At 61.2% G+C, this 13452-nt stretch carries 9 protein-coding genes; 8 read left to right on the top strand and 1 reads right to left on the bottom strand.

Annotated features, from left to right (window positions below):
• Positions 1–95: 95 nt before the first annotated feature.
• A complete protein-coding gene (locus ACJ2A4_RS11380) occupies positions 96–1385 on the top strand; it encodes an MFS transporter (RefSeq protein WP_408872903.1) in 1290 nt (429 codons plus the stop codon).
• Positions 1382–3775, top strand: a complete 2394-nt coding sequence (locus ACJ2A4_RS11375; protein ID WP_408872902.1) for a TonB-dependent receptor — start codon at positions 1382–1384, stop codon at positions 3773–3775. Before ACJ2A4_RS11380 ends, ACJ2A4_RS11375 begins: the two co-directional genes overlap by 4 nt.
• A gap of 128 nt (positions 3776–3903) precedes the next feature.
• Here ACJ2A4_RS11375 and ACJ2A4_RS11370 read toward each other — a convergent pair whose 3' ends face one another.
• A complete protein-coding gene (locus ACJ2A4_RS11370; protein ID WP_408872901.1) occupies positions 3904–5100 on the bottom strand; it encodes an acyl-CoA dehydrogenase family protein in 1197 nt (398 codons plus the stop codon).
• Between the two features lie 363 nt (positions 5101–5463).
• Here ACJ2A4_RS11370 and ACJ2A4_RS11365 point away from each other — a divergent pair, with 363 nt between their 5' ends.
• From ACJ2A4_RS11365 to ACJ2A4_RS11340, 6 genes are read left to right on the top strand one after another with little or no spacing between them, the layout of a single operon-like run.
• The gene (locus ACJ2A4_RS11365) at positions 5464–6693 is read left to right on the top strand and encodes an acyl-CoA dehydrogenase family protein (RefSeq protein ID WP_408872900.1); all 1230 of its coding nucleotides are present in this window, start codon (positions 5464–5466) and stop codon (positions 6691–6693) included.
• A complete protein-coding gene (locus tag ACJ2A4_RS11360) occupies positions 6693–8060 on the top strand; it encodes an LLM class flavin-dependent oxidoreductase (protein WP_408872899.1) in 1368 nt (455 codons plus the stop codon). Before ACJ2A4_RS11365 ends, ACJ2A4_RS11360 begins: the two co-directional genes overlap by 1 nt.
• A 52-nt stretch (positions 8061–8112) precedes the next feature.
• The gene (locus ACJ2A4_RS11355; RefSeq protein ID WP_408872898.1) at positions 8113–10560 is read left to right on the top strand and encodes a TonB-dependent receptor; all 2448 of its coding nucleotides are present in this window, start codon (positions 8113–8115) and stop codon (positions 10558–10560) included.
• Position 10561: 1 nt separating this feature from the next.
• The gene (locus tag ACJ2A4_RS11350) at positions 10562–11857 is read left to right on the top strand and encodes an MFS transporter (RefSeq protein ID WP_408872897.1); all 1296 of its coding nucleotides are present in this window, start codon (positions 10562–10564) and stop codon (positions 11855–11857) included.
• Complete coding sequence (locus ACJ2A4_RS11345) at positions 11854–12747, top strand: TauD/TfdA dioxygenase family protein (protein WP_408872896.1); 894 nt, start codon at positions 11854–11856, stop codon at positions 12745–12747. The genes ACJ2A4_RS11350 and ACJ2A4_RS11345 overlap by 4 nt, the downstream gene beginning before the upstream one ends.
• Positions 12748–12768: 21 nt before the next feature.
• Complete coding sequence (locus tag ACJ2A4_RS11340) at positions 12769–13299, top strand: flavin reductase (protein WP_408872895.1); 531 nt, start codon at positions 12769–12771, stop codon at positions 13297–13299.
• Positions 13300–13452: the final 153 nt, after the last annotated feature.

Here is a 13452-nt window from a genome sequence, read left to right as displayed (position 1 = left end):
CTGCGACGCCTGATCACGCGCCTCATCCGGGAGGAAACCTGCTCCAATCCTGCCAGCATCAGGCGTGTGGAAATCTGCCTGTGGGAGCCCACAGCATGACTGTCATTCCGGGCTGGCGGCGGCGTCTGAGTGTTTCGCTGCTCGTGATGGCAGGATGCATCAGTTACATTGATCGCGCGGCCCTCTCCATCGGCAACACCGCCATCATGTCCAGCATGCACATGTCCTACACCGGCATGGGCTGGCTGCTATCCGTGTTCGCCTGGGCCTATCTCGTCAGCCAGATTCCCGCAGGGCTTCTGGCCGATCGTCTGGGCGGGCGAATGCTGCTCGGGGCCGGTCTGTGCGTGTGGTCCTGCGCCCAGATCGGCTTTGGGTTGATGCCGAGCGTGGCGGGGCTGTTCGTGTGCCGGATCCTGCTCGGCATAGGGGAGTCCCCGCTTTTTCTGGCGGGGACACGCGTGCTCGTACGCTGGTTCCCGCCTGCGGAGAGAGGAACGGTCATCGGGCTTTTCAACGGTTCGGCGGCCCTCGGGCCAGCGCTTGCCCCTCCTCTGCTGCTGGCGATCATGGCCTTCCAGGGCTGGCGCGGCATGTCGGTCAGCATCGGCGTGCTCAGCCTGCTGCTCGGGCTGGTCTGGGTGCTCTATTACCGCGATCCGACAACCCAGACATCCACACCTTCCCGGCCGCCGTCCGTCCTGCGCGATGATCTGGGATATCTCCTGCGCCAGCGCTCCAGCTGGATCGTGACTGCCGGTTTTGCCGGCATCATCTACCTGACCTGGCTATATGCGACGTGGCTGCCCGCATGGCTTCAGTCCGCCTATCATCTTACTGCCACACAAGCCGGGCTGCTCTCGGCCCTGCCCCAGATCTGCGGTTTCGCCGGCAACCTGACGGGTGGCCTGCTTTCAGATCGCCTGATGGCGCGGGGTTTGGGACGACTGGAAGCCTGCCGCCGTCCGCTCGTTCTCTCGATGATTATGGCAGCCATCATGACCGGGCTGACCGCGCTTGATACCAGGCTGACCATTTCAATGGTCTTCATGGCCGCCGCCCTGTTCGCGGGCGGGGTCGCCATGAGCACGGGATGGACGCTGGGAACCGTCATTGCCGCAGAGCATCGCGTTGCGACGCTTGAGGCCATCCAGAACACGGGAGGCTCACTCGGTGGTGCGCTGGCCCCTGTCGTGACCGGCATCATGGTGGATCACTTCAGATCCTTCGCGCCTTCGATGCTTGTTGCCTGCGGCGTAGGGCTGACCTGCGCTGCCATCTACCAGTTCGGACTTCGTGAAACGGATGCATCGGACAGTCACGCTGCGTTCCCCATGCCCCCTTTCTCCCTGCCGACGCCGGCAAACCAAGGAACGATCAAATGATCACGCGACAGGCTCTCACGCTTTCGACCGTCCTCAGTGGCGTGGCAATGATCCCCGCTCTCTGTCCGGGGCTTCTCTCCAACCCGGCTCGCGCAGCCGACACATCCGGCAGGACGACAGAGGCGCCGTCCCGGACGCCCCATGCTGCTACCGCTCCGAAAACTGCCCGGAAAGCCCCGGCGAAAAAGGAAGTCCGCATTTCCGGACATGACGAGGCGATTACCGTCTTCGGCCATGGCTCCACACGCCAGATGACCAGCATTACACACAGCATAATGCTGCAGAGCGCACCGGGAACCTCGCCACTCAAAGTCCTGAGCCAACTGCCCGGCGTCGTCTACCAGTCCGCCGATCCGTTCGGTGCCTATGAATATTCCAGCCAGATCTTCATGCGCGGTTTCAGCCAGTCCCAGCTTGGCTTCACGCTTGATGACATCCCGCTCGGAGACCAGCAGTTCAACAACTACAACGGTCTGAGCGTGACGCGCTCGATCATCTCCGATGACGTCGACGGGGTGGATGTCTCGCAGGGTGCCGGTGCGATTGATGTCGCCTCCACCAGCAATCTGGGCGGTGCAATCCAGATCCATTCCCTCGACCCCGCCCACAAACGCGGCGGGACGGTCAGCCAGACCTTCGGCAGCAATTCCGCAATGCGCACCTATGTGCGGCTGGACAGCGGCGACCTCAACAAGTCCGGAACACGCTTCTACGTGGCCTATGCCCGCACGAACATGAATCTGTGGAAGGGCGGCGGCTACGATTATTCCGATCAGGTAAACGCGAAGATCGTCCAGCCGCTGGCGCGGGGATCGTCCATCAAGGCGTTCTTCGACTGGAGCTCGACACAGCAGTTCGACTACCAGGACATGACCATGAACTACCTGCATACGGTCGGTCCGAACCTTGCGAACTACTATCCGGATTATACGGCAGCCTATCAGGCAGCGCAGGGCATCTATCGCCCGGCATTGCAGAAAACCAATGATCCGTATGACGCAGCCTATTATGCCGGCACGGCCAACCGCGTCGATTATCTGGGTGGCCTGACGCTGGACGAGAACTTCACGGACCGGCTGAACTGGAAGACCACTCTCTACGGTCACGCCGATACCGGCTACAGCACCTGGACCACACCTTACATGCCGTCCCCGAATGGCGCGCCGCTGTCACAGCGTATCCAGACGCCGGAAATCGCACGCGGCGGGTTCCAGACCGCGCTGACCTATAAAATCGCGCGCCATACGATCAATGCCGGTGTCTGGTACGAATACGGCAATTTCAACGAAAGCCGCTATTTCACCGAGGCCCCGGTTCTGGGACAGGGCACGCTTGGCAATCCGACGACGGGCTTTCCCACCAGCAAGGTTTTTGCCCAACCCTGGCAGGAAGCCTTCTCAACCAATACGTTCGTGTTCCATCTTCAGGACACCTACCGGATCACGAAGACCCTGACGGTCAATGCGGGCTTCAAGTCCATGATCGTGAATGCCGGAAACAGCGTTCCGACGCAGAGCCTCGCCATCAACGGCACACAGATCGCGCAGGGGCGGCTTGAGGCTTCCAACGCGTTCCTGCCGCAGGTTTCGGCCAACTGGCGCTTCCTGCCGCATCATGAACTGTTCTTCGACGTCTCACACAACATGCGCTCTTTCCCCGAGGACGGATACGGCACCAATGTCTCCGCAACGCCTTGGACGTCTTCGCAGAGTGCTTTCCAGAGCACAAAGAGCACGCTGCGCCCCGAAACCGACTGGGTCTATGAAGGGGGCTACCGCTACACGACGCCGTTCCTGAGTGCCTTGGCCTCCCTGTACCGGATCAACTTTTCCAACCGTCTTCAGCTGATCAACAGCCAGTCAGGCATCAACCCGATCACGGCGGTCGAGAACGTGGGCGGCGTGACAACGAACGGTGCGGAAGCCAGCGTCACGATCCGGCCGGTCGACGGGCTGTCGATCTACAACTCGTTCTCCTACGCCCACTCCACCTACGATCAGGATGTCACGACTGCATCCGGTGTGGAGGCGACACGCGGCAAACTCGTGCCGAACTATCCGCAGTTCATGTACAAGGGAAACATCACCTACCGCATCGGCGGCTTTGAGGTGCATGTCGATGGGACTTACCTGTCGAGCCGGCAACTGACCTACACGAACGATCTGCACGTCCCGGGCTATTTCCTCGCCAATTTCGGGGCACGCTACAATTTCGGGAATATCAGCGTCCTCAAGGGGCTGACGGCAAGCCTGAACATCTACAATCTTGCCAACAAGACCTATGTTTCGACGACCAACGAGCTTGGCAACAATTTCGTCAATACCGGATACAATTACTTCCTGATGGGTGCGCCACGTCAGTTCTTCGGAACCATCAGTGCCCATTTCTGAGGACAGCACGGCCTGTGTCCTGTTCGCGAACTCGATCGCCGCTCGCCTGTTTCAGGGATCGTCGACCGACGGTGAGATCGGCAGGGCCTAAGGACACGAGCACGCGAGAGGCCAGAGCCTCTCTATAACTACTGATAAAGCCCGGGCTTAGGATCCCACCCCGTCAGAAGGTTCCGCCCAATTTCCTCGTGCTTCCACTCCACCGGATCATGCAGGGACAGCGTCCTTGCATCCCGCCAGTAACGGTCCAATCCGTAAGCCGCATCCGTCACCCGCGCACCCAGCGCCGCCATGAGATCCGAACTCGCCCGAAGTGCGGCCCGTGACGCCGCAGACCGCGCCGCATAAACCGGAATGGCCACATCCGTCCGCGTACACTCTCCGCGTTCGAACGCATCCAGCAATCCGGCCGCAACCCGCACACTCGCACATGCCGCCGCCAGTTCCGCACCGATTTCTCCGAACAGTCGACGCACCAGCAGATCATCCGCTGCCGCTTCCACACCCGCTGATGCCCAGGGGCGGCTGTGCTCCCGCGCAAATCCGATGCCAGCCTGCAGGGCCGCCAGTCCGATCCCTGCCAGGATCATCGAAAACCCGTTCTGATAGCGCAAAGGTGCATGGATCTGCGGCTTGGACTGCGCCGTCAGCACCGACCATTCCGGCTGCGTCAGGACATGCTCCAGAACCACACTTCCGGAATCCGTTGCCCGCTGCCCCAGCCGGTTCCAGTCCTCTCCGAACCGGATCCCTTTCGTCCCCGATGGCAGTAAGTCCAGCCGCACCGCCTCCGCCACCACGTCATAGGACGACACCAGCAGCAGATCCGCCCCCACAGCTCCGGTCGCATAAATCTTGCGCCCGTCAATAAGATGCCCTGCCCCTTCCGGCCGCGACACCACATGTCCAAAATCGACCGCGCGCTTTCCGTTCTCCGAAATCGCCATTCCAATAATGGCGTTCTCCGAACAGATCCGCTCCGCAAGCCGTCGGGAAAACTCCGGAGATGCGACGGACAGCAACTCCCGGACCGCATCGTCATGCACCTTGTAAATCTGCGCCACGGACGGGTCCGCCATCCCGAGTTCCAGAAAGAGTTCCTGCGACAGGGCCTGCGAAAATCCAAGGCCCCCAAGCGAGACCGGTAGAGGTGCTCGCATCAGTCCGCAGTCTTTCAATGCCTGGATGCTGGCCCGTGGATAGCGTCCGATGCGGTCATTTTCCGCGGCCCAGGGCGCAATTTCACGCTGGATGACTTCTCTCAGCGTTCTGAAAAACTCCTCAAGCCCGGCCGGCGCCGAACAGCACGGGACAAGACTGTGCACGGCTCCAAACACCTTCCTGAAAGACTGATCCATCCGTCCTGCCCGCCTTCTGCCCGGTTGCTGTTCTTTGATGATCCCATCCCGGCATCATCTGCACACTGCCCACGACCGTACAGCGTCCTGCCCGAACATGCATCCGGCAGCGCCGTGACCCCGTTATAACCTTTTCGTTTAGTGTTTTTAACAAATAACTATCCTGTTGACGGAACAAAAGAATCACGACACTAATTCTTATATCCTCAATAAATACGAAAAGGTTTAGTTTTATGTCTGCAATGCTGTCCTGTTCCTGTCCTCCGATGATGCCGGGCTTCTCCCCGCTCTCACGCCCCTTGTTCGGACCGCACGCCACAGGCAGATCCCATGACCTATATCTCCGCTCCGCTTCCTGACCTTTCCCTTCTCTGGGGACAGGATGCCCGTGAAACCACACCGCTTCACGACCGCTTCGCTCCCGTTTTCGAGCAGATCCGCAGACAGGCGCTGCACGCCGAACTGAACCGCGAACTGCCCTTCGACCAGATCCGTCTTCTCAAGGACAGCGGCTTTACAGCCCTTCGCGTTCCCGTCGCCCATGGTGGCCTGGGCGCCAGCCTTGAAGATCTGTTCTCCCTCATCACCGTACTGGCCACGGCCGATTCAAACGTCGCACAGGCGCTCCGGGCCCATTTTGGCTTCGTCGAGCATCTGCTGTCAGAACCTGCCGGCCCCTACCGCACAAAATGGCTCAACCGTCTTGGTGCCGGACAGACCGCCGGTGCCGCCGCCGCCGAAGGCCCGGCCTCCAAACGCGATCTGTTCAGCACGACCCTGTCCCGGACCGATGGCCAGTGGGTCATCAACGGCTCCAAGTTTTTCACCACCGGCTCGCTTTACTCCGACTGGCTGACCGTGACCGGCACCACGGAAGACGGCCAGACCGTCAAGACACTGGCTGCCCGCAACGATCCCGGCCTTGAAATCGTCGATGACTGGGATGGCATTGGCCAGCGACTGACCGCCAGCGGCACCGCGCATTTCCGCAACGTCCACACCGAAGAAGACGATCTGCGCTACGGCAACACGGCCTTCCCGCATTCGCAGGCTTTCTTTCAGCTCTACCATCTCGCCACCGTCGCCGGCATTGCGCGTGCCGCCGCAACAGATGTCGCGGACGCCGTCCGCCGTCGCAAACGCACCTTCAGTCACGGCAATGCAGACCTTCCCGCCGAGGATCCGCAGATCCTTGAAGTCGTCGGGCATGTGTTCAGCGGCGCCTACATCGCCGGGGCTGCCGTCGAACGCGCCGCCCGCGCCATTCAGGCCGTCGCGGACAGCCCGGCTCCGGAACTGGATCTCACGGTTGCCCGTGCTGAACTCGAAGTCTGGCAGGTTCAGGACCGTATCCTGCCGCTGGTTCTGGAAGCCACGACGGCCCTGTTCGATGCACTGAGTGGCGGGGCCACTTTGCGCGTCGCCGGACTGGACCGGCACTGGCGCAACGTCCGCACGCTGGGCAATCACAACCCTCGCGTCTATCGCACGCGCGTCGTCGGAGATTACGCTGTCAACGGCACTCTTCCGCCAGTTCAGTGGCGCGTGGGAGTGGCATAATGGGACAGCATATCATCCTCAACGGCTTCACCATGGCCACGGTCTCGCACCTGAATTACGGGCTGTGGCGCCATCCCGCTGATCAGACCCATCGCTATAAGGACATCAGCTACTGGACCGAACTGGCCCGGACGCTCGATGAGGCCGGGTTTGACGCCCTGTTCATCGCAGATGCGCTTGGTCAGATCGACGTTTACGGCAACAGTCCGGACGCGGCTCTGAAACATGGCATCCAGTCCCCGCTGATCGACCCGCTCCTGCTGGTCTCCGCCATGGCCGCTGCCACAACGTCGCTCAGCTTCGGCATTACGCTGTCCACGACTTACGAACATCCCTATCTGCTCGCCCGCAAGCTCACGACCCTCGATCATCTGACGAAGGGGCGTCTGGGCTGGAACATCGTGACCTCGCAGCAGGAAAGCGCGGCCCGCAATCTCGGGCTGGATCATCAGATCCCGCATGACGAACGCTATGACCGCGCCGACGAGTTCATGGATGTCGTTTACAAGCTTTGGCTGAAATCCTGGGAAGAAGACGCCGTCATCCGCGGCCAGACGGCTTTGGGCGAGTGGATCTATACCAATCCGGAAAAAGTCCACCCCATCCGCCATGACGGCCGGTACTATCGCGTTCCGGACGGCCACACCGCCGAGCCCAGCCTGCAGCGTGTTCCAGTTCTTCTTCAGGCCGGCGCCTCTGCCCGTGGTGGCGCTTTCGCGGCCAAACATGCGGAAGTCATTTTCGTCGTCGGGGCCGGAGCAGAAGGGACACGCAAGAATGTCCGGCGCATCCGCGAGGAAGCCGCGCAAGAAGGCCGCGATCCCGACAGCCTGCGCTTCATCTGCGCCGCCGCCGTCGTGGTGGGCGAGACGGAAGAAGAGGCCATCCGCAAATTCGCGGAATACAAGGCGTTCTATGACGCGACCGGTTCGCTCATCCATTATTCCTCCATGACGGGCGTGGATTTCTCCAAGAACCAGGCGGACGAGGTCCTGACCTATCGCCCGACGGAAGCCAGCCAGTCCGTTCTCGAACAGTTCGACCCCGCCATCAGCGGCCGGTCCTGGACCATCGCCGAAGCCACGAGCCCGGCGGAAGGCTTCGGGCGCGCCAAGACTTTCGTCGGCAGCCCGGAAACCGTCGCCGACCAGATCGAACGCTGGCTCGAAGAGTCAGAAACCGACGGGCTGAACCTGATCCAACTCGTCAATCCGGACAGCTACAACGACTTCATCCGCCTCGTCCTGCCGGAACTGAAGCGGCGCGGTCGTATCAAACCCAAACCCGGCAAGACCCTGCGTGAAAGCCTCTTCCCGCAGAACCCATCCGCACATCCAGCCGCCGATCATCCGGCCTGGCGCTGTTGATCCTCCCAAGACCTGAAAATCCCCGTTTCCTGTATCTTGTGAGTGTCTCTCCATGCCCGCTTTTCCGTTTTCGAGCCGCATTCCCAGCGGCTCCGTTTCCCTGATTGCCCTGCTGACCCTCTCGGTCAGCACGCATGCTTTCGCAGATACAACAACCACCAGGCCCGGTGAGAAGCCCCGTCACACCACACCGACAACACCTGCTCACAAACCTTCCACAAAACCGCATGCCGTAACCTCCCACAGCACCGAAAACATCGGCGTGGAAGGACACCGGCAGGCGAACTGGGTGTCCAATCCCGTCTCCGCCGTCACGATCCGCGAATATGCGGCCGGAACCAACCCGCTCAAGGCCCTGACTAGGCTGCCGGGCGTGCTGTTCAATTCGGGCGATCCGCAGGGCGTGAACACCTGGCAGAACTCGTTCCTGATGCATGGTTTCGACCAGAGCCAGATCGGCATGACGCTGGATGGCATCCCGCTCGGGGACCAGCAGTTCAGCAACGTCAACGGCCTGAGCCCGACATCGGCCATTTCGTCCGAAAACATCGAGCGCATGGACGTCTCGGCCTCCACGGGTTCGGAGAGCGTGGCCAGCACGTCCAATCTGGGCGGCACGGTGCAGTTCATCTCCCGCGACCCCTCCCACAAACGCGGCGCCAGCGTAAACCAGACCTTTGGCAGCAACGCGACGTATCGCACCTTCCTGCGCCTCGAAAGTGGCGACCTGAATCCGCAAGGCACGCGCTTTTATGTGTCCTATGCCCGTAACGACACCACAAAATGGCGTGGCGGACAGGACCAGTTCATGCAGCAGGTCAACGCGAAAGTCCTCCACCCGATCGGGCAGGACAGCCGCATCACGGCCTTCTTCGATTACTCGGACCTGCAGATGCAGAACTACCAGGACTACAGCCTGGATATGTTCAACAACGGTGGCTACGCGATCGACAACTTCATCGGTCAGCCCGGCGGCTACGAAAAAGCCTACCGCCTTGCACTGGCCCAGCGTGGTTTGCCCGGCGGACAGGTTCCGGCGGCCTACGCGAATCTCAAGAGTCCCTATACCGCGTCCTATTATGAGGGCGCACAGATGCAGCATTCCTATGTTGGCGGCGTTTCGGCCGATCTTGCCCTGACCGACCGCCTGCGCTGGCAGAGCACCGTGTATGGGCACCGTTCCTACCAGCGCGGTTCGGTCGCAAGCCCGTTGATCGCCTCACCCAATGGTGCACCGCTGATCGATCAGGTCACGCAACCCGATACGGACCGCTTTGGTTTTACGACGTCCCTGTCCTACCGCATCGCGCATAACGTGCTGAATGCCGGGATCTGGTACGAAAACACCCATTTCGATATCAGCAAACCGCTCTATCAGGAGCCCCTGCTGGAAGACGTGCTCAACGGCACCGCAACGCCGGTCAATGGTCTCGATAATCTCAAGAACCCGTTCCAGAACGGCTATCGGCAGGTCTTCAACACCAATACATTCGTTGCCTATTTTCAGGACACCTACCACGTCACCAACACCATCGCGTTGCATGCCGGGTTCCGTTCCGTCCTGAACACCACGCGCGTCGGTGCGCTCGCCAACTGGGAAACCTACACCCGCACCACCGCCATCGCAGGCGGCGATTCCCTCACTTCCAGCAAACCTTTCCTGCCGCATTTCAGCGGGGAATGGCGCTTTGCTCCCGGCCATCAGCTCTATTTCGACGTCGCGGAAAACGTGAAGGTCTATCCGGTCTCGGGCTATAACAGCGGCTCGTCACCGTTCTCGACCTCACAGGCCGCCTATCTGGCGTCCAAAAGCACCCTGCGCCCTGAAACCGACTGGAACTTCGCGGGCGGCTACCGCTACACCGGCCGCCTCGTCAGCGGGTCGCTCTACGGCTACCACACGATCTTTTCAAACCGTCTGCAGCGCATCTCCACCGGCCCGACAACACAGCCCTACACCACCATCCAGAATGTCGGCGGTGTAACGATGAGTGGCGTGGACGGTGCCGTCACACTCACGCCCGTCAAGGGACTGAGCCTGACCAACAGCATCAGCTACAACCATGCCGTCTATGACAATAACATCACCCAGACCGTCAACGGATCGCGGGTGACCTACAACATCCGCGGCCAGCAGGTCGTGGCCTATCCGCGCCTCATGTACCACGCTGATCTGTCCTACACCTGGCACGATCTTCAGGCGCATATCGAGGCCCAGTATGTCGGCAAGCGGAACCTCAGCTACACGGGTGACACGAAAGTCCCGTCCTACTGGCTGACCAATTTCGGCGCCCGCTACGACCTGAGCAAACAGCTCCACCGCCTGTCCCATACGGGCTTCCTCCAGCACCTCTCGCTGGACTTCAACGTCTATAATCTGACGAACGTGAAATACATCTCCACCATGGGCCAGAACGGCTATCCCATGGCCGGCGATTACCAGTCCGTCGTCCTCGGTGCGCCACGCCAGTATTTCGGCGCCGTTCATGCGGATTTCTGACATGCAGACGACGTTTCCCGCAGTGCCCCTCCTGCCCGCAAACCGCCTGCCCCGAAGCTTCGCCCTCCAGTATGCCGGGCTTCTGGTCTTCATGATCGGAGACGGCGTCGAGGTCGGCTATCTGTCGCCGTTTCTGGTCCAGACAGGCCAGAGCGAGCATTTCGTCGCCCTCCTTTTCACGGCCTACGGACTGGTCGCAGCTTTGGCCGCATGGTTCTCGGGCTTGCTTTGCGACATCTTCGGTAGCCGGACCGTCATGACGGCGGGCCTGCTGTTCTGGATCCTCCCACAGCTCCTGTTCCTCGGCGTGGCCATCCCGGCCCACTCTCCCACCCTCCTGCTGCTGACCTACGGGTTGCGGGGCGCGGGCTATCCGCTGTTCTCATACGGACTGCTGACCCTGCTCGTCACCACGATCCGGCAGGACCGGCTGGGCCGCGCCGTCGGGCTGTTCTGGTTCTGCTTCACCTGCGGCCTGCCCACGGTCGGATCCATCGTGGCCCAGCTTCTGCTGCCGGTTTACGGGCAATACGTCACGCTCTGGATCGCGCTTCTCGGCGTCGGAGCGGGGGGCGTGCTTGCCGTCCTGCCGCTGCCAGCGACCCCGCGGGCACAAACCGGCAGCCTGAAAGACATTGGCCCTACCCTGCGCGAAACAGTCCGCCAGATCCGCCTCAATCCCGGCGTCGGACTGGCGTGCATCGTGCGCGCGGTCAATTCCAGCGCCACGCATGGCCTGATCGTCTTCATGCCATTCTTCTTCACGGGCCACCTTGGTCTGTCGCAGGACGTGTGGATCCGGTTTCTGGAAATCATTTTCGCCAGCAATATCGTCTTCAACCTGCTGATCGGTTTTGCCAGCGACTACATCTCCTGGCGCCAGACTGTCATCTGGTTCGGCGGCATCGGCAGCGCACTGAGCTGCATCGGGCTATACTGGATCCCGCTGCTCTACGCCCAGAGCAGCCTGCTTGCGGTTTACGCTTCCGCCGCAATCTTCGGCATGACGCTCGCCGGATATGTGCCGCTCTCGGCCCTGACCCCGTCCCTTCTACCGGACCACAAGGGCATCGCCATGTCCCTGCTCAATCTCGGCGCGGGCAGCAGCGTCTGGATCGGGCCGTTCATCGTCTACGCCTTTGAAGGCGCCGTCGGCACGCAGGGGATCATTCTCATCTACGCCGCGCTCTTTCTGGCCAGCGCCATCCTTACCTTCTTCATCACGCCCCCGCCTCTCACGCGACCTGACCGCACCAGCAGTCACACCCTCCCCCAGTCCGAAGGAGCCCCCTCATGACGCAGCTTAAGGCCGAAAAGGTCACATCCCGCATCGGCGCCATCGTCCACGGCATCAATGCCCGCGAGCCTTTGTCTGAAGAACACAGGGCGTTCCTCCATGAGGCCCTGCTGCGCCACAAGGTGATCTTCCTGCGCGATCAGTTCCTTGATGACGCCCAGCACGAAACGCTCAGCCGCGTCTTTGGAGACCCGATCCTCCATCCGACCATCCCCGCCGCTGACGGCACGCCCTATACGTTCGAGCTGAACTCCCGCAACGGCCGCTCCACGGATTCCTGGCACACGGACGTCACCTTCGTTCCCGCCTATCCCAAGGCCTCGATCCTGCGCGCGATTACGATCCCGCCCTATGGTGGCAGCACACTCTGGGCCAACACTGCCACCGCCTATGACGACCTGCCCGCCCCGCTGCAACAGCTCGCCGATACGCTCTGGGCCGTTCACGGCAACGATTACGACACCAATTTCTACAAATACGACACGCGCCATGAAGAGATCGCCGATTTCCGCGCCCGCTTCATTTCACGCATCTACGAGACGGAACATCCCGTCGTCCGCGTCCATCCGGAAACCGGCGAGCGCACGCTGATCCTGGGGCATTTCTTCAAGGAAATCCGCGGCATTCCCACACAGCATGCCAACCGGCTGCTGGAAATCTTCCAGTCCTACATCACGCAGATCGACAATACTGTCCGTTGGAACTGGAAGCCCGGGGACGTCGCCATCTGGGACAACCGCGCCACCCAGCATTACGCCACGGCCGATTTCGACACCCATCCCCGCCTCCTGCGCCGGATCACGGTCCGCGGAGACATTCCCGTCAGCATCACAGGGGAACAGAGCCGCCTGCTCAAAGGCCCCGATGACGGCCAGAACCTTGATCACTGATCCAACTGAAAGGACCTCTCCATGCTGAACACTCCCACGCCCGACACTCCCGCCGCACAGACCGTCACTACCACGGCGTTCCGCGATGCCATGGCGCATCTTGCCGCTGCTGTGACGATCATCACGACGGACGGTCCGCACGGCCGCTTCGGCATGACTGCCTCTGCCGTCACCAGCGTCACCGATACACCGCCAACCCTTCTGGTCTGCATTAACCGCTCGACCCGTTCCCATGACGCGTTTCACGCGCATGGCCGCGTCGTCATCAACATCCTCAGCGGCGAACAGCAGGACATCGCGGGCCATTTCGCCAGCCGTCACAAAAGCATGGAAGAGCGCTTCGCCGCTGCCCCGTGGGAGCCCGATGCCCATGGACAGCCGGTACTCCACAACAGCCTCGTCAGCCTGTCCTGTCAGATCGACCAGAGCCAGGATGTCGGCACACATTCCGTTCTCTTCTGCCGCATCGAGGCCATCACACAGGCTCCGGCGCCCACATCCGGCCTCCTCTGGTTTGACCGGAGTTTCGCGACCCTGCCCCTGATATCGTGATCGTCCCTTCCTGCGGCATATGCACAGCACACGATCAATGGGACATTGGTGACAGCCCGGCTTCCGGTCAGAAAGTCACCAGAGCCGTCGCCTGACCGTGCTTCTCACAAACTTCACAGAACTGACGTGTCTCTCTGGACATCAATCCGGATA

The organism is Gluconobacter roseus, assembly GCF_046058915.1.
Taxonomy (GTDB): domain Bacteria; phylum Pseudomonadota; class Alphaproteobacteria; order Acetobacterales; family Acetobacteraceae; genus Gluconobacter; species Gluconobacter roseus_A.
Note: the sequence above shows the minus strand (reverse complement) of the source record. Positions and strands in the feature narration are given on the sequence as shown.

Excerpts from the sequence above, each read along its gene's own strand:
- ACJ2A4_RS11350 (WP_408872897.1), top strand. The coding sequence starts at position 10,562 with ATGCAGACGACGTTTCCCGCAGTGCCCCTCCTGCCCGCAAACCGCCTG.
- ACJ2A4_RS11355 (WP_408872898.1), top strand. The coding sequence starts at position 8,113 with ATGCCCGCTTTTCCGTTTTCGAGCCGCATTCCCAGCGGCTCCGTTTCC.
- ACJ2A4_RS11380 (WP_408872903.1), top strand. The coding sequence starts at position 96 with ATGACTGTCATTCCGGGCTGGCGGCGGCGTCTGAGTGTTTCGCTGCTC.
- ACJ2A4_RS11365 (WP_408872900.1), top strand. The coding sequence starts at position 5,464 with ATGACCTATATCTCCGCTCCGCTTCCTGACCTTTCCCTTCTCTGGGGA.
- ACJ2A4_RS11340 (WP_408872895.1), top strand. The coding sequence starts at position 12,769 with ATGCTGAACACTCCCACGCCCGACACTCCCGCCGCACAGACCGTCACT.
- ACJ2A4_RS11375 (WP_408872902.1), top strand. The coding sequence starts at position 1,382 with ATGATCACGCGACAGGCTCTCACGCTTTCGACCGTCCTCAGTGGCGTG.
- ACJ2A4_RS11345 (WP_408872896.1), top strand. The coding sequence starts at position 11,854 with ATGACGCAGCTTAAGGCCGAAAAGGTCACATCCCGCATCGGCGCCATC.
- ACJ2A4_RS11360 (WP_408872899.1), top strand. The coding sequence starts at position 6,693 with ATGGGACAGCATATCATCCTCAACGGCTTCACCATGGCCACGGTCTCG.